The following is a 16,414-nucleotide window of genomic DNA, read 5'->3' as shown; positions in this document are numbered from 1 at the left end:
TGTCTTGCGACGCTATTGTCTTGCAAGAAAGCCAAAAATTGGCGAGACGGAGCCTCACCAAATTTAAGGGTACAAAAGTCTAAAGAGGTTCTTGCACCCAGTCAAGACGAGGCCCCGGCCCTCCCCGCCCGGTGATCGGTAGCATTGCATGTCACCGGTCACCACGGAGAGGGGCCGGGGCCCCACCCTGTACTTAGTTACCGCTGGAATTCAGCGCTTCGGTCAGTGCGGCTTCCACCTCACTGGCACTTACGCGCAGCGGTTTGTCGGCATCACGGCGACGCTTACGCTCGCTGTGGTAGGCCAGACCAGTACCAGCCGGGATCAGACGACCCACGACCACGTTCTCTTTCAGGCCGCGCAGGTAGTCGCGCTTGCCGGTTACCGCCGCCTCGGTCAGGACTCGAGTGGTTTCCTGGAAGGAAGCCGCCGAGATGAACGATTCGGTCGACAACGACGCCTTGGTGATACCCAGCAGCACGCGGGTGTACTTCGAGACGAACTTGTCTTCGGCAGCGAGACGCTCGTTCTCGACCAGCACCTGAGTCAGTTCCATCTGGTCGCCCTTGATGAAGCTGGAGTCACCCGATTCGGCGATCTCAACTTTACGCAGCATCTGACGCAGGATGGTCTCGATGTGCTTATCGTTGATCTTAACGCCTTGCAGACGGTAAACGTCCTGGATCTCGTTTACGATGTACTTGGCCAGCGCGCTGACACCCAGCAGACGCAGGATGTCGTGCGGATCGCTTGGACCGTCGGAGATGACTTCGCCGCGGTTTACCTGTTCGCCTTCGAAGACGTTCAAGTGGCGCCACTTCGGAATCAGCTCTTCGTACGGATCGCTGCCATCGGTCGGGGTAATCACCAGACGGCGCTTACCTTTGGTCTCTTTACCGAACGCGATGGTGCCGCTGACTTCCGCCAGAATCGAAGCTTCCTTCGGACGACGGGCTTCGAACAGGTCGGCAACGCGCGGCAGACCACCGGTGATGTCACGGGTCTTCGACGTTTCTTGCGGGATACGCGCGATAACGTCACCAACACCGATCTGTGCACCGTCGGCCACACCTACCAAGGCGTTGGCTGGCAGGAAGTACTGAGCAGGTACGTCGGTACCTGGCAGCATCAGATCCTTGCCATTGGCGTCGACCATCTTGATTGCCGGACGGATTTCCTTGCCAGCGGCAGGGCGATCCTTGACGTCCAGGACTTCAATGTTGGTCAAACCAGTCAACTCGTCAGTCTGACGCTTGATGGTGATGTTTTCTTCCATGCCCACGAAGGTCACGGTACCTTTCAGCTCGGTAACGATCGGGTGGGTGTGCGGGTCCCACTTGGCGACGATTGCGCCAGCTTCGACCTTGTCACCTTCCTTGACCGAAATCACCGCACCGTAAGGCAGCTTGTACCGCTCACGCTCACGACCGAATTCGTCGGCAATGGCCAACTCGCCGGAACGCGATACCGCAACCAGGTTGCCGTCAGCACGCTCAACCTGCTTCAGGTTGTGCAGACGCACCATACCGCCGTTTTTCACCTGGACGCTGTCGGCAGCCGAGGTCCGGCTTGCAGCACCACCGATGTGGAACGTACGCATGGTCAGCTGGGTACCCGGCTCACCGATGGACTGGGCAGCGATAACGCCAACCGCTTCACCGATGTTCACCTGGTGACCGCGAGCCAGGTCACGACCGTAGCACTTGGCGCAGATGCCGAAGCGAGTTTCACAGCTGATCGGCGAACGCACGATAACTTCGTCGATACTGTTCAGCTCGATGAACTCAACCCACTTCTCGTCGACCAGGGTACCAGCCGGAACGATGACGTCTTCGGTGCCAGGCTTGAACACGTCACGGGCGATCACTCGACCCAGTACGCGCTCACCCAGCGGCTCGACCACGTCACCGCCTTCGATGTGCGGAGTCATCAGCAGGCCGTGGTCGGTGCCGCAATCGATCTCGGTCACTACCAGATCTTGCGCAACGTCGACCAGACGACGGGTCAGGTAACCCGAGTTCGCGGTCTTCAGTGCGGTATCCGCCAGACCCTTACGAGCACCGTGAGTCGAGATGAAGTATTGAAGTACGCTCAGACCCTCACGGAAGTTCGCGGTGATCGGCGTCTCGATGATCGAGCCGTCCGGCTTGGCCATCAGGCCACGCATACCAGCCAACTGACGAATCTGAGCAGCCGAACCCCGGGCACCGGAGTCAGCCATCATGTACATCGAGTTGAAGGACTCTTGCTCGACTTCGTCGCCATTGCGGTCGATGACTTTCTCTTTCGAGAGGTTGGCCATCATCGCCTTGGATACTTCGTCGTTCGCCTTGGACCACAAGTCGATGACCTTGTTGTACTTCTCGCCCTGAGTTACCAGGCCGGAAGCGTACTGGCTCTCGATTTCCTTCACTTCGTCGGTGGCAGCACCGATGATGCGGGCTTTCTCGTCCGGGATAACGAAGTCGTTAACACCGATCGAAACGCCGGAAATGGTCGAGTAGGCAAAGCCGGTGTACATCAGCTGGTCAGCGAAGATCACGGTCTCTTTCAGACCAACCACGCGGTAGCACTGGTTGATCAACTTGGAGATCGCCTTCTTCTTCATCGGCTGGTTGACCACGTCGTACGACAGACCTGGTGGTACAACCTGGAACAGCAGCGCACGGCCGACAGTGGTGTCGACGATACGGGTGTTCTTGACGCTGCCGCCATCACGATCGTTCACGGTTTCGTTGATACGAACCTTGATCTTGGCGTGCAGGGCAGCTTCGCCGGCGCGGAATACCCGGTCGACTTCCTGCAGGTCAGCGAATACGCGACCTTCGCCCTTGGCGTTGATGGCTTCACGGGTCATGTAGTACAGACCCAGTACAACGTCCTGCGACGGAACGATGATTGGCTCACCGTTGGCTGGCGACAGAATGTTGTTGGTCGACATCATCAGCGCGCGCGCTTCGAGCTGGGCTTCCAGCGTCAGCGGCACGTGAACGGCCATTTGGTCACCGTCGAAGTCGGCGTTGTACGCAGCACAGACCAGCGGGTGCAGCTGGATAGCCTTACCTTCGATCAGCACCGGTTCAAAGGCTTGGATACCCAGACGGTGAAGGGTCGGTGCACGGTTGAGCAGCACGGGGTGTTCGCGAATCACTTCAGCGAGAACGTCCCACACCTCTGGCAACTCGCGCTCGACCATCTTCTTGGCAGCCTTGATGGTGGTCGCCAGACCACGCATTTCCAGCTTGCCGAAAATGAACGGTTTGAACAGCTCGAGAGCCATCTTCTTCGGCAGACCGCACTGGTGCAGACGCAGGGTCGGGCCTACGGTAATTACCGAACGACCGGAGTAGTCCACACGCTTACCGAGCAAGTTCTGACGGAAACGACCTTGCTTACCTTTGATCATGTCAGCCAGGGACTTCAGCGGACGCTTGTTCGAGCCAGTGATGGCGCGACCGCGACGGCCGTTGTCGAGCAGGGCGTCGACCGCTTCCTGCAGCATGCGCTTTTCGTTGCGCACGATGATGTCTGGCGCCGACAGATCGAGCAGGCGCTTGAGGCGGTTGTTACGGTTGATCACCCGACGATACAGGTCGTTCAGGTCGGAGGTCGCGAAGCGGCCGCCATCCAGCGGCACCAGCGGACGCAGGTCCGGCGGCAGTACTGGCAGAACGGTCAGGACCATCCACTCAGGCAGGTTGCCCGAGCCCTGGAAAGCTTCCATCAGCTTCAGGCGCTTGGACAGCTTCTTGATCTTGGTTTCCGAGTTGGTCTGCGGAATCTCTTCGCGCAGGCGACCGATCTCGTGCTCCAGGTCGATAGCGTGCAGCAGCTCACGGACAGCCTCGGCACCCATGCGGGCGTCGAAGTCGTCGCCGAACTCTTCCAGCGCTTCGAAGTACTGCTCGTCGTTGAGCAGCTGACCCTTCTCGAGGGTGGTCATGCCTGGATCGATAACGACGTAGCTCTCGAAGTAGAGAACGCGTTCGATATCACGCAGGGTCATGTCCATCAGCAGGCCGATACGGGACGGCAGCGACTTCAGGAACCAGATGTGGGCGACCGGCGAAGCCAGTTCGATGTGCGCCATGCGCTCACGACGAACCTTGGCCAACGCGACTTCGACGCCGCACTTCTCGCAGATCACACCGCGGTGCTTCAGGCGCTTGTACTTACCGCACAGGCACTCGTAGTCCTTGACTGGGCCAAAGATCTTGGCGCAGAACAGGCCGTCACGCTCAGGTTTGAACGTACGGTAGTTGATGGTTTCCGGTTTTTTAACTTCACCGAACGACCACGAACGGATCATCTCAGGTGACGCCAGACCGATACGGATGGCGTCGAACTCTTCGACTTGACCCTGGTTTTTCAGCAAATTCAGTAGGTCTTTCAAGGCCTTTCCTCCTGGCGGAGCAGGGAGCGAGCTATTACAGCCCCGCCCCCCTTCGCGTCACGTGTTATTCGGTTTCCAGATCGATATCGATACCGAGCGAACGGATCTCTTTGATCAACACGTTGAAGGACTCGGGCATGCCCGGCTCCATACGGTGATCGCCATCCACGATGTTTTTGTACATCTTGGTACGGCCGTTCACGTCGTCCGACTTCACTGTGAGCATTTCTTGCAGGGTGTATGCCGCGCCGTATGCTTCCAGCGCCCACACCTCCATCTCCCCGAAACGCTGACCACCGAACTGCGCCTTACCACCCAGCGGCTGCTGGGTAACCAGGCTATAGGAACCAGTGGAACGCGCGTGCATCTTGTCGTCCACCAAGTGGTTCAGCTTGAGCATGTACATGTAACCAACGGTCACAGGACGCTCGAACTTGTTGCCGGTACGGCCGTCGAACAGCACCATCTGGCCGCTTTCTGGCATGTCTGCCAGTTTCAGCATGGCCTTGATCTCGCTTTCCTTGGCACCGTCGAAGACCGGGGTAGCCATCGGCACGCCCTTCTTCAGGTTGTGCGCCAGGGCGAGGATCTCTGCGTCGGTGAACTCTTCCAGGCTTTCCTGGCGACCGCCGATCTCGTTGTAGATCTCGGTCAGGAAGCCACGCAGCTCAGCGGCTTTGCGCTGCTCTTCGATCATCCGGTCGATCTTCTCGCCCAGACCTTTGGCCGCGAGGCCCAGGTGGGTTTCAAGGATCTGACCAACGTTCATACGCGAAGGTACGCCCAGTGGGTTCAGTACGACGTCGACCGGAGTACCGTTGGCGTCGTGCGGCATGTCTTCGACCGGCATGATCACCGAGACCACACCTTTGTTACCGTGACGGCCAGCCATCTTGTCGCCCGGCTGAATGCGGCGACGGATAGCCAGGTAGACCTTGACGATCTTCAGTACGCCCGGTGCCAGGTCATCGCCCTGCTGCAGCTTGCGCTTCTTGTCTTCGAACTTGTCGTCCAGCAGACGACGGCGATCGACGATGTAGGCTTGAGCCTTTTCCAGCTGTTCGTTCAGCGCGTCTTCGGCCATGCGCAGTTTGAACCACTGGCCGTGCTCTAGACCGTCCAGTACTTCGTCGCTGATCACGGTGCCTTTCTTCAGGCCCGCACCACCGTCGACCACTTGGCCGTTCAGGGCGGAACGCAGACGCTCGAAGGTCGCGCCTTCGACGATGCGGAACTCTTCGTTGAGGTCCTTGCGGATCTCGTCCAGCTGCATCTTCTCGATGGCCAGGGCGCGGCTGTCGCGCTCGACGCCATCACGCGTGAAGACCTGAACGTCAATGACAGTACCTTTGGTGCCGGTTGGCACGCGCAGGGAGGTGTCTTTAACGTCGCTGGCTTTCTCACCGAAGATCGCGCGCAGCAGCTTCTCTTCTGGAGTCAGTTGGGTCTCGCCTTTCGGAGTGACCTTACCCACCAGAATGTCGCCAGCGCCGACTTCAGCACCTACGTATACGATACCGGCTTCGTCCAGCTTGTTCAGCGCAGCTTCACCCACGTTCGGGATGTCTGCGGTGATTTCCTCTGGGCCAAGCTTGGTGTCACGGGCCACACAGGTCAGTTCCTGGATGTGGATCGTGGTGAAACGGTCTTCCTGAACGACGCGCTCCGACAGACAGATGGAGTCTTCGAAGTTGAAACCGTTCCAGGCCATGAACGCGATGCGCATGTTCTGACCCAGTGCCAGCTCACCCATGTCGGTGGACGGACCATCGGCCATGATGTCGCTACGCTTGACCACATCACCCTTGCTGACCAGCGGACGCTGGTTGATGCAAGTGTTCTGGTTGGAACGGGTGTATTTGGTCAGGTTGTAGATGTCGACACCGGCTTCACCGGTTTCTACTTCGTCATCGGCAACACGTACCACGATACGGCTGGCGTCGACGGAATCGATCACGCCGCCACGACGAGCCACGACGCAGACGCCGGAGTCACGGGCAACGTTGCGCTCCATGCCGGTACCAACCAGCGGCTTGTCGGCACGCAGGGTAGGTACAGCCTGACGCTGCATGTTCGAACCCATCAATGCACGGTTGGCGTCGTCGTGCTCGAGGAACGGAATCAGCGAGGCAGCGACGGAAACAACCTGCTTGGGCGAAACGTCCATCAGGGTGACGTCTTCCGGCGCCTTGACGGTGAATTCGTTCAAGTGACGAACAGCTACCAGCTCGTCGACCAGTTGCTTCTTCTCGTTCATCGTGGCCGAAGCCTGAGCGATGACGTGATCAGCTTCTTCGATCGCCGACAGGAACACGATGTCGTCGGAAACCACACCCTCTTTCACCACGCGGTACGGGCTTTCCAGGAAGCCGTACTGGTTGGTGCGGGCATAGGCTGCCAGGGAGTTGATCAGACCGATGTTCGGACCTTCAGGGGTCTCGATCGGGCACACGCGACCGTAATGGGTCGGGTGTACGTCACGGACTTCAAAGCCAGCACGCTCACGGGTCAGACCGCCAGGGCCGAGTGCGGAGACACGACGCTTGTGGGTGATCTCGGAGAGCGGGTTGTTCTGGTCCATGAACTGCGAGAGCTGGCTGGAACCGAAGAACTCTTTCACCGCCGCCGCGACCGGCTTGGCGTTGATCAGGTCTTGCGGCATCAGGCCTTCGCTTTCGGCCATCGACAGACGCTCTTTGACCGCACGCTCAACGCGCACCAGGCCAACACGGAACTGGTTCTCGGCCATCTCGCCGACGCAACGTACGCGACGGTTACCCAGGTGGTCGATGTCGTCGACGATGCCTTTACCGTTACGGATGTCGACCAGGGTCTTCAGCACGTCAACGATGTCTTCCTTGCTCAGCACGCCCGAACCTTCGATCTCGGTACGACCGATACGACGGTTGAACTTCATGCGGCCTACGGCGGACAGGTCGTAACGCTCGGCACTGAAGAACAGGTTGTTGAACAGGGTTTCGGCGGCATCCTTGGTTGGTGGCTCGCCTGGACGCATCATGCGGTAGATCTCGACCAGCGCTTCCAGTTGGTTGCTGGTGGTGTCGATCTTCAGGGTGTCCGAAATGAACGGACCGCAATCGATGTCGTTGGTGTACAGGGTTTCGATGCGAACGACCTGAGCCTTGGCGACCTTGATCAGCAGCTCGGTAGTCAGCTCGGTGTTGCACTCGGCCAGGATCTCGCCGGTAGCCGGATGCACGATCGCCTTGGCGGTAGTGCGGCCCAGCACGTACTCCATCGGCACGTCCAGCTGCTTGACGCCAGCCTTCTCGAGCTGATTGATGTGGCGCGCAGTGATGCGACGACCCTGCTCGACGATGACCTTGCCGGTCTCGTCATGGATGTCCATGACCGCAACTTCGCCACGCAGACGCTGAGGCACCAGTTCCAGGCTCAACTTCTCACCGGAAACGTGGAACACGTTGGTGGTGTAGAAGGTGTTCAACACTTCTTCAGTGCTGTAACCCAGGGCGCGCAGCAGTACCGAGGCCGGCAGTTTGCGGCGACGGTCGATACGGACGAATACGCAGTCCTTAGGATCGAACTCGAAGTCCAACCAGGAACCGCGGTAAGGAATGATGCGAGCCGAATACAGCAGCTTGCCGGAGCTGTGGGTCTTGCCACGATCGTGGTCGAAGAACACACCCGGCGAACGGTGCAGCTGGGAAACGATCACACGCTCGGTACCGTTGATAACGAAGGTACCGTTCTCAGTCATCAGGGGGATTTCACCCATGTAGACTTCTTGCTCTTTGATGTCCTTGATCGCTTTGTTCGACGACTCTTTGTCGAAGATGATCAGACGGACTTTCACCCGCAGCGGCACGGCGAAGGTCACGCCGCGCAGGACGCATTCCTTGACGTCGAAAGCCGGCTCGCCCAGACGATAGCCAACGTACTCCAGGGCAGCGTTGCCGGAGTAGCTGATGATCGGGAAGACCGATTTGAAGGCCGCGTGCAGGCCGACGTCGCGGAACTGATCCTTGGATGCTCCCGCTTGCAGGAATTCGCGATACGAATCCAGCTGGATGGCCAGGAGGTAAGGCACATCCATCACGTCCGGCAACTTGCTAAAGTCCTTGCGGATACGTTTTTTCTCAGTGTATGAGTAAGCCATCAGCGTTCCCCAGCTTGGTCACCTGCTTGTTTGGCTTCTCCCGGCGGGAGCAGCCAGAAAATCGTGCAAACCCCTTGGTTTGCGCCACCCACGTGGGTGTCTTGCAGCTTGTCATCGGGGCCGACCTGATCGGCCACCAATAACGGAAAAAGGCCGGTGGCATAAGCCACCAGCCATCAGCCTAAGCTCAACGCTCCGGCTGGAGTCGCAAAGTCGAAATTACTTCAGCTCGACTTTAGCGCCTGCTTCTTCCAGCTTCTTCTTAGCGTCTTCAGCGGCTTCTTTCGAAACGCCTTCAGCTACGACTTGAGGAGCGCCGTCAACTTTCTCTTTGGCTTCTTTCAGGCCCAGACCGGTCAGTTCACGAACGGCCTTGATCACGTTGACTTTCTTCTCGCCGGCTTCAACCAGAACAACGTTGAACTCGGTTTGCTCTTCAACAACGGCAGCAGCAGCAGCTGGGCCAGCAGCGGCAACAGCAGCGGTAACGCCGAAGGTTTCTTCCATTGCTTTGATCAGCTCAACAACTTCCAGAACGGTTTTCTGGCCGATTGCTTCGATGATTTGCTCGTTAGTCAGGGACATGACTTAAATCCTGTATTGGGGTGAAGGCCTACGCAGCCATCAAATTAAACGTATGATTTTGAAAGTGCTTCGCGGCCTTAGGCTGCGGTAGCTTCTTTCTGGTCGCGAATGGCTGCCAGGGTACGAGCCAGCTTGCTGGTAGCGCCTTGGATGACGCTCATCAGCCTTGCGATGGCTTCGTCGCGGGTCGGCAGGGTAGCCAACACGTCGATCTGGTTCGCTGCAATGAACTTGCCGTCAAACGCAGCTGCCTTGATCTCGAACTTGTCCTGACCCTTGGCGAATTCCTTGAACAGGCGAGCAGCAGCGCCCGGGTGTTCGTTGGAGAACGCGATCAGGGTCGGGCCAGTGAAGGCGTCGTTGAGGACACTGAATTCAGTGTCAGCAACAGCGCGCTTGAGCAGGGTGTTACGTACGACACGTACGTATACGCCAGCTTCACGAGCCTCTTTACGGAGTCCGGTCATTGCGCCTACAGTCACACCACGGGCATCAGCCACGACAGCGGACAGAGCGACTTTGGCAGCCTCGTTGACTTCAGCGACGATGGCCTTCTTGTCTTCGAGTTTAATTGCCACGGGTAAAACTCCTGCTTGTTACCGTTTCATCTGGCCGAAGCCCGATGTCGTTTTGGTGTCTGATTCGGTAAGGAACCGGGAGCACCATCTGCGTAGGCTGGTTGTTTAAGGCTTGCGCCGCCTACGGTCTTGGATAGCCCCCGCCAGGCAGGGACCCCAATTTTGTTGCCGACGCGCTTTCACGCGCCGGCAAGGTCTTACGCGCTCAGCGAGCTCTGATCGATGACCAGACCTGGACCCATAGTGGTGCTCAGGGTAACGCGCTTGACGTAGATACCTTTCGAGGAAGCTGGCTTGATACGCTTCAGATCAGCGATCAGGGCTTCAACGTTTTCCTTCAGCTTGCCGGCTTCGAAGCCGACCTTGCCAACGGAGGTGTGGATGATACCGTTTTTGTCGGTACGGTAGCGAACTTGACCAGCCTTGGCGTTTTTAACCGCGGTGGCTACGTCTGGAGTTACGGTACCGACTTTCGGGTTAGGCATCAGGCCGCGAGGACCCAGAACCTGACCCAGCTGACCAACAACGCGCATGGCATCCGGGGATGCGATGACTACGTCGTAGTTCAGGTCGCCAGCTTTCATCTCGGCAGCCAGGTCGTCCATACCAACGCGGTCAGCGCCGGCAGCCAGAGCGGCCTCAGCAGCTGGACCCTGGGTGAAGACGGCAACACGTACGGTCTTGCCAGTGCCGTGTGGCAGCACAGTAGCGCTACGAACGACCTGATCGGATTTACGTGGGTCAACGCCGAGGTTAACGGCAACGTCGAAGGATTCGCTGAACTTCACGGTGGACAGTTCGGCCAGCAGCGCGGCTGCTTCTTCGAAGTTGTAAACTTTGCCAGCTTCGAGTTTCGAAGCAATGGCCTTTTGGCGCTTGGTCAGCTTAGCCATTACACACCCTCCACGTTGAGGCCCATGCTGCGAGCAGAACCGGCGATGGTACGCACGGCTGCATCCATGTCAGCGGCAGTCAGATCAGCCTGTTTGGTTTTGGCGATCTCTTCCAGCTGAGCACGGGTCACGGTACCGACTTTAACGGTATTCGGACGTGCAGAACCGCTGGTCAGGCCAGCAGCTTTCTTCAGCAGAACCGAAGCTGGGGTGCTTTTGGTTTCGAAGGTGAAGCTACGGTCACTGTAAACAGTGATGATCACAGGAGTCGGCAGACCGGCTTCTTGACCCTGAGTACGGGCGTTGAAGGCCTTGCAGAATTCCATGATGTTCACACCGTGTTGACCCAGTGCTGGACCAACGGGTGGGCTTGGGTTGGCCTGGCCGGCCTTTACTTGCAGCTTGATGTAAGCCTGAATCTTCTTAGCCATGAGCTACTCCAATATCGGGTACGAACGCCAAATGGCTCCCCGGATGACTTGCGTTTTATCCCAGTGACGACAAAACCCCGCAGCACATAGGGCTGCGGGGTATGGGATGCGTCGTTCGCCTAGACCTTCTCGACCTGGCCGAACTCGAGCTCTACCGGAGTAGAGCGACCGAAAATGAGCACCGCCACTTGGAGCCGGCTCTTTTCGTAGTTAACTTCTTCAACGGTACCGTTGAAATCAGCAAAGGGACCGTCAACGACACGAACCACTTCACCCGGCTCAAAGAGCGTTTTCGGCTTCGGCTTGTCGCTACCATCGGCAACACGACGCAGAATAGCCTCGGCTTCTTTATCGGTGATAGGCGCAGGCTTGTCTGCTGTACCACCAATGAAACCCATTACGCGAGGGGTATCCTTGACAAGGTGCCAAGTCCCTTCGTTCATATCCATCTGGACCAATACATAGCCAGGGAAGAACTTACGCTCGCTTTTGCGCTTCTGGCCATTGCGCATTTCTACGACTTCTTCGGTCGGGACCAGGATCTCGCCGAATTCGTCTTCCATGCCAGCCAGCTTCACGCGCTCGATCAAAGAGCGCATTACATGCTTCTCGTAACCCGAGTAAGCATGCACAACGTACCAACGCTTAGCCACGGGACACCCTTAGCCAACAATCAAGGAGACCGCCCAGCCGAGCAGGGAATCAAGACCCCACAGCAGCAACGCCATAACCAGCACGACAACCACAACGATAAGCGTGGTTTGCATGGTTTCTTGGCGGGTCGGCCACACGACTTTACGGATCTCGGTACGAGCTTCCTTCGCCAGCGCAAAGAACGACTTACCCTTCGCGGTCTGCAGGGCAACGAAGCCTGCAACAGCAGCCAGAGCAAGGAGAGCGAGCACGCGGTACAGAATCGGAGAAGCGGAGTAGTATTGATTACCTACGACGCCAACGACTACCAGAGCAACAACAGCGAGCCACTTGAAAAGATCAAAACGCGAATCTTGGGCTTCAGTTTTGGGAGTCATCGAGGAGGATCCTGTGAGAAGAAAGCCAATCACACCGAGGTGAATGGCAGGTCAGGAGGGAATCGAACCCCCAACCTACGGTTTTGGAGACCGTCGCTCTGCCAATTGAGCTACTGACCTTTAACACTGTACCAGGCCGGCCATTATGCCGGCCCGGTCTTATGAAATCAACTACTTATTCAATAATTTTTGCTACGACGCCGGCGCCGACGGTACGACCGCCTTCACGGATAGCGAAGCGCAGACCGTCTTCCATTGCGATGGTCTTGATCAGGGTAACAGTCATCTGAATGTTGTCACCTGGCATTACCATTTCAACGCCTTCCGGCAGTTCGCAGTTACCGGTCACGTCAGTGGTACGGAAGTAGAACTGAGGACGGTAGCCTTTGAAGAACGGAGTGTGACGACCGCCTTCTTCTTTCGACAGAACGTAGACTTCTGCGGTGAACTTGGTGTGCGGCTTGACCGAACCTGGCTTGACCAGAACCTGGCCACGCTCAACGTCGTCACGCTTGGTACCACGCAGCAGAACGCCGCAGTTCTCGCCAGCACGGCCTTCGTCCAGCAGCTTGCGGAACATCTCAACACCGGTGCAGGTGGTGGTGGTGGTGTCACGCAGACCAACGATTTCCAGGGCGTCTTGAACGCGGACAATACCACGCTCGATACGACCGGTAACAACGGTACCACGACCCGAGATCGAGAATACGTCTTCGATTGGCATCAGGAACGGCTTGTCGATAGCACGCTCTGGCTCTGGGATGTAGCTGTCCAGAGTTTCAACCAGACGCTTGACAGCGGTGGTGCCCATTTCGTTGTCGTCTTTGCCTTCCAGCGCCATACGAGCCGAACCGATGATGATCGGGGTGTCGTCGCCTGGGAAGTCGTAGGTGGACAGCAGGTCGCGAACTTCCATCTCGACCAGTTCCAGCAGCTCAGCGTCGTCTACCAGGTCAGCCTTGTTCAGGAAGACCACGATGTACGGAACGCCAACCTGACGGGACAGCAGGATGTGCTCACGGGTTTGTGGCATCGGACCATCGGCGGCCGAGCAAACCAGGATCGCGCCGTCCATCTGGGCAGCACCGGTGATCATGTTCTTCACGTAGTCAGCGTGACCTGGGCAGTCGACGTGAGCGTAGTGACGAATGTTCGAGTTGTACTCGACGTGAGCGGTGTTGATGGTGATACCGCGCGCTTTCTCTTCTGGAGCCGAGTCGATCTTGTCGAACTCAACGACTGCCGAACCGAAAACTTCGGAGCAGACGCGAGTCAGAGCTGCGGTCAGAGTGGTTTTACCATGGTCAACGTGGCCGATAGTGCCAACGTTAACGTGAGGTAGGGAACGATCAAACTTTTCCTTAGCCATCGATACAGTCCTCCGCAGAAGAAAATAGTCACTACTACCGATAAAACAAAGGCAGATATTTTCATATCTGCCTTGTTATATGGAGCTCTTGAGCGGACTTGAACCGCTGACCTCACCCTTACCAAGGGTGTGCTCTACCAACTGAGCTACAAGAGCGAAACACATTGTGCAAAAACAGCAAACTTGGAGCGGGTAGCGGGAATCGAACCCGCATCATCAGCTTGGAAGGCTGAGGTTCTACCACTAAACTATACCCGCGAGGCTTGCAGCTCTCGCTAAAAATGGTGGAGGGGGAAGGATTCGAACCTTCGAAGTCGAAGACGGCAGATTTACAGTCTGCTCCCTTTGGCCGCTCGGGAACCCCTCCTGAGCGTGGGCGGCATTTTCAACTCTTGCCGACCCGTTGTCAAGCTTTTTTTCAATTAAATCTTGAAGTTAGCTACTTTGACAACAACTTCCGATCCTACCACCTCAGTGGTGTTCCCTGCGAAGCGGGCGCCATTCTATCAAGCTATTCGCCAGTTGCAATACCCCCGCAGAAAATAATTTTGTGTTTTAAGTCTTTGAAATCCTTGGAAAGAGTGGCTAGCACGGTTTGGTCCAGTAAACGCTCGCTTTCTGGGGCTACCTTCAGCCACATACCATCTGCGCCCGGTAGCTGACCGGACACTACCAGGGTGGTGATATCCAGGCTAAGTAGGCGCTGGCGTAGCGCATCGAGCTGATCCCGAGCTGGCAGACCACCAATTACCAGGCACTCATCACGACGTCGCGCCGGCGCTGCAGCTCCCGTCTCACGCAGCAGGCGGATCTCCTGCTGGTTACCTTTATAGAGAGAAAGCGGCGCGACCTCTTTGACCCTCAACGGCGCCTCTTGCTGGTGCCAGACGTAGTAGACGACATTGAGCACCAGCAACAACAGAAACAACCAACGCATAGGCACCTCAATCCAATGGACAAGCCATCGCCAAGCCAACGAAGACCAGGTCAGGCACAACGCGGGCCTGAGGCGCAGCTTCGCGCACCAGCGGCGCATCGCCACCAGTCAGGAACACAGTGAAACTTTCACCCCACAAAGCTCGAGCCTGCTCGATCTGTGTGCGGGCAAACCCTTGCAGCATCAGCACACAACCGCGCTCCACCGCCTCGACTGTCGAGCGACCAGGCGCAAGCGTGCTCACAGCGCGCTCAGCCGATGCATCGTCGTAGCGAATTCGCCGGGTATGGGTACGCAATTGACTGCGCATCAGCGGCATACCCGGACAAATATAACCACCCAGGTGCTCACCATCGGCGGCGACGAAGTCAGCCTTGGCCGCAGTACCCAAGTCGATTACCAGGCACGCACCTTTTGCCAGGTGGTAGGCACCCAAGGCAGCTAGCCAGCGATCCATGCCCAGGCGCTGATAGTCATCATATCCATTACGCACTCCAGCCATTTCCTGCACAGGCAGAGCGACTTGCGCCTGGATAGCGAAGCCAGCATGCAACAGGGCACGCAGTGCGTCCGTTTCTTCTTCGCTACGGACACTGACTATCCTACAGCCCTTCAAGCGTACTGACGGCAAGGCCGAGACCGCCTCCAATAGCGCCTGATCCGAGTCGACAATGCCGCCACCGACAATTGTCGCGTCGGCAGCATGAATCACCCGCCACTTGATGAAGCTGTTACCGCAGTCGAGCTCAAGAATCATCACGCAACCTCAAACTGAGCTCACCACCACTAAAGCTCTTTTCCACACCTTCAACCTCAAGACGCAATCCGCCCTGTCCATCCACGCCAAGAACAACGCCATCGGTGTGGCTGCTGCCGGCGATCAGCGATACCTTGCGACCCTGCCACAGATGCGCTTGCTCCCATTCGTCCTGGAAGGCGGCGAAGCCATAACGACGGTGCCGGGCCAGCTCATGCTGCAGTTGCTGATTGAGCCTGGCGACCAGCAGATTACGATCAATAGAGGCGCCCGCCTCCAGTCTCATCGAGGTCCATTGCTGGTCGACCTGGTCGTTGAGCTGCATGTTTACGTTGATACCAATCCCCAGCACCACATGGCAAACGTCAGCCGGATCACCGACAAGCTCCAGCAAGATCCCGGCGATCTTCTGATCACCGACCAGAACATCATTTGGCCATTTAAGGCCCGCCTGCTTGACGCCAAATGTCTGCAGGGTACGCATGACTGCCAGCCCAACCACCAGGCTTAAACCCTCGAGCTGGCGCATGCCGCCCTCAACACGCAGCACCAAGCTGTAGTAGAGATTCTCAGCGAAGGGGCTGACCCATTGTCGCCCCCGCCGACCGCGCCCAGCACTTTGGCGTTCGGCCAATACTAGAAATGGCGCCGCCCTACCCTGCGCAATACCACGCAAAGCTTCGGCATTGGTCGAATCGATCGCATCGTGAATAAACAACGGCCACTGCTCGCCTTCGCAGAGATCGCTAATCGCTTGCGACTCAAGCAATGCCAGCGGCGCGGCTAATTGATAGCCACGACCTCGGACCTTATGAATGGTCAGGTTCAATTCGGCTTCCAGGTGCTGCAGCTGCTTCCAAACGGCGCTGCGGCTCACCCCGAGAGCTTCCCCGAGCGCCTGCCCGGAATGAAACCGGCCATCCTTGAGGAGGTTCAACAACTTCAGCATGCCAGTCTCGACTTGGAATAAGGCTGGAATGATAGCCATGGCCCGAAGGCTTGCATAGGAAAAGGGCGCATTCCGAACTCGGCCGGGGCTAACTGAGATGCTCGAGGGATAAAGGCGGGAGAGGGGGTGCCAGGGGTTGAGCGAGCTGTCAGTTGCGGCCTCTTCGCGGGCAAGCCCGCTCCTCAAGGGGTGCGGCAAGGCCAGGTATCGGGCGCGGCAATATAGCAGACTGGAAAAGACAAAACCCCTACCTGCTCGCGCAGATAGGGGTTTTGCGAAATGAATCTTGACGATGACCTACTCTCACATGGGGAAACCCCACACTACCATCGGCGATGCATCGTTTCACTACT

12 protein-coding genes and 4 tRNA genes are annotated in these 16,414 nt (G+C 57.5%); all 16 read right to left on the bottom strand.

All coding sequences use genetic code 11. The features are described from left to right. Positions 1-193: 193 nt before the first annotated feature. The 16 genes from rpoC to birA all read right to left on the bottom strand — a co-directional run bounded on the left by rpoC (position 194) and on the right by birA (position 16,061). Positions 194-4,393, bottom strand: coding sequence for a DNA-directed RNA polymerase subunit beta' (gene rpoC / locus OIU19_RS20530; protein ID WP_264236558.1), 4,200 nt, complete (start codon positions 4,391-4,393; stop codon positions 194-196). Positions 4,394-4,457: 64 nt separating this feature from the next. After that, positions 4,458-8,531, bottom strand: coding sequence for a DNA-directed RNA polymerase subunit beta (rpoB, locus tag OIU19_RS20525; protein WP_186557309.1), 4,074 nt, complete (start codon positions 8,529-8,531; stop codon positions 4,458-4,460). Between the two features lie 219 nt (positions 8,532-8,750). After that, entirely contained in the window at positions 8,751-9,116 is a 366-nt protein-coding gene (gene rplL, locus OIU19_RS20520; protein ID WP_007957596.1) for a 50S ribosomal protein L7/L12, read from the bottom strand. Between the two features lie 77 nt (positions 9,117-9,193). Next, positions 9,194-9,694 (bottom strand): 50S ribosomal protein L10, encoded by a 501-nt coding sequence (gene rplJ, locus OIU19_RS20515; RefSeq protein ID WP_186557308.1) that lies wholly within the window; start codon positions 9,692-9,694, stop codon positions 9,194-9,196. Between the two features lie 197 nt (positions 9,695-9,891). Further along, positions 9,892-10,587, bottom strand: a complete 696-nt coding sequence (gene rplA / locus OIU19_RS20510; RefSeq protein ID WP_186557307.1) for a 50S ribosomal protein L1 — start codon at positions 10,585-10,587, stop codon at positions 9,892-9,894. Then, on the bottom strand, positions 10,587-11,018 hold the full coding sequence (rplK, locus tag OIU19_RS20505; RefSeq protein ID WP_115085065.1) for a 50S ribosomal protein L11: 432 nt from the start codon (positions 11,016-11,018) through the stop codon (positions 10,587-10,589). The genes rplA and rplK overlap by 1 nt, the downstream gene beginning before the upstream one ends. A gap of 119 nt (positions 11,019-11,137) precedes the next feature. Next, positions 11,138-11,671: a transcription termination/antitermination protein NusG gene (gene nusG, locus OIU19_RS20500; RefSeq protein ID WP_186557306.1), complete on the bottom strand. Its 534-nt coding sequence runs from the start codon at positions 11,669-11,671 to the stop codon at positions 11,138-11,140. A gap of 9 nt (positions 11,672-11,680) precedes the next feature. Further along, positions 11,681-12,049 carry a preprotein translocase subunit SecE gene (gene secE / locus OIU19_RS20495; RefSeq protein WP_186557305.1) on the bottom strand — a complete coding sequence of 123 codons (369 nt, stop codon included), beginning with the start codon at positions 12,047-12,049 and terminating at the stop codon, positions 11,681-11,683. 44 nt (positions 12,050-12,093) lie between these two features. Continuing rightward, positions 12,094-12,169, bottom strand: a tRNA-Trp gene (locus OIU19_RS20490). A 55-nt stretch (positions 12,170-12,224) separates the two neighbouring features. Beyond that, entirely contained in the window at positions 12,225-13,418 is a 1,194-nt protein-coding gene (tuf, locus tag OIU19_RS20485) for an elongation factor Tu (RefSeq protein ID WP_105642145.1), read from the bottom strand. Between the two features lie 80 nt (positions 13,419-13,498). Next, a tRNA-Thr gene (locus tag OIU19_RS20480) sits at positions 13,499-13,574 on the bottom strand. A 28-nt stretch (positions 13,575-13,602) separates the two neighbouring features. Further along, a tRNA-Gly gene (locus tag OIU19_RS20475) sits at positions 13,603-13,676 on the bottom strand. Positions 13,677-13,700: 24 nt separating this feature from the next. After that, positions 13,701-13,785: transfer RNA gene (locus OIU19_RS20470), tRNA-Tyr, on the bottom strand. Positions 13,786-13,929: 144 nt separating this feature from the next. Continuing rightward, positions 13,930-14,355, bottom strand: a complete 426-nt coding sequence (locus OIU19_RS20465) for a hypothetical protein (RefSeq protein WP_264236557.1) — start codon at positions 14,353-14,355, stop codon at positions 13,930-13,932. Between the two features lie 7 nt (positions 14,356-14,362). After that, positions 14,363-15,112, bottom strand: a complete 750-nt coding sequence (locus OIU19_RS20460; RefSeq protein ID WP_264236556.1) for a pantothenate kinase — start codon at positions 15,110-15,112, stop codon at positions 14,363-14,365. Then, complete coding sequence (birA, locus tag OIU19_RS20455) at positions 15,102-16,061, bottom strand: bifunctional biotin--[acetyl-CoA-carboxylase] ligase/biotin operon repressor BirA (protein ID WP_264236555.1); 960 nt, start codon at positions 16,059-16,061, stop codon at positions 15,102-15,104. Before birA ends, OIU19_RS20460 begins: the two co-directional genes overlap by 11 nt. Between the last annotated feature and the right edge of the window lie 353 nt (positions 16,062-16,414).

Origin of the sequence: Pseudomonas sp. BT-42-2, assembly GCF_025847435.2 — a bacterium.
GTDB lineage: Bacteria > Pseudomonadota > Gammaproteobacteria > Pseudomonadales > Pseudomonadaceae > Aquipseudomonas > Aquipseudomonas urmiensis.
Note: the sequence above shows the minus strand (reverse complement) of the source record. Positions and strands in the feature narration are given on the sequence as shown.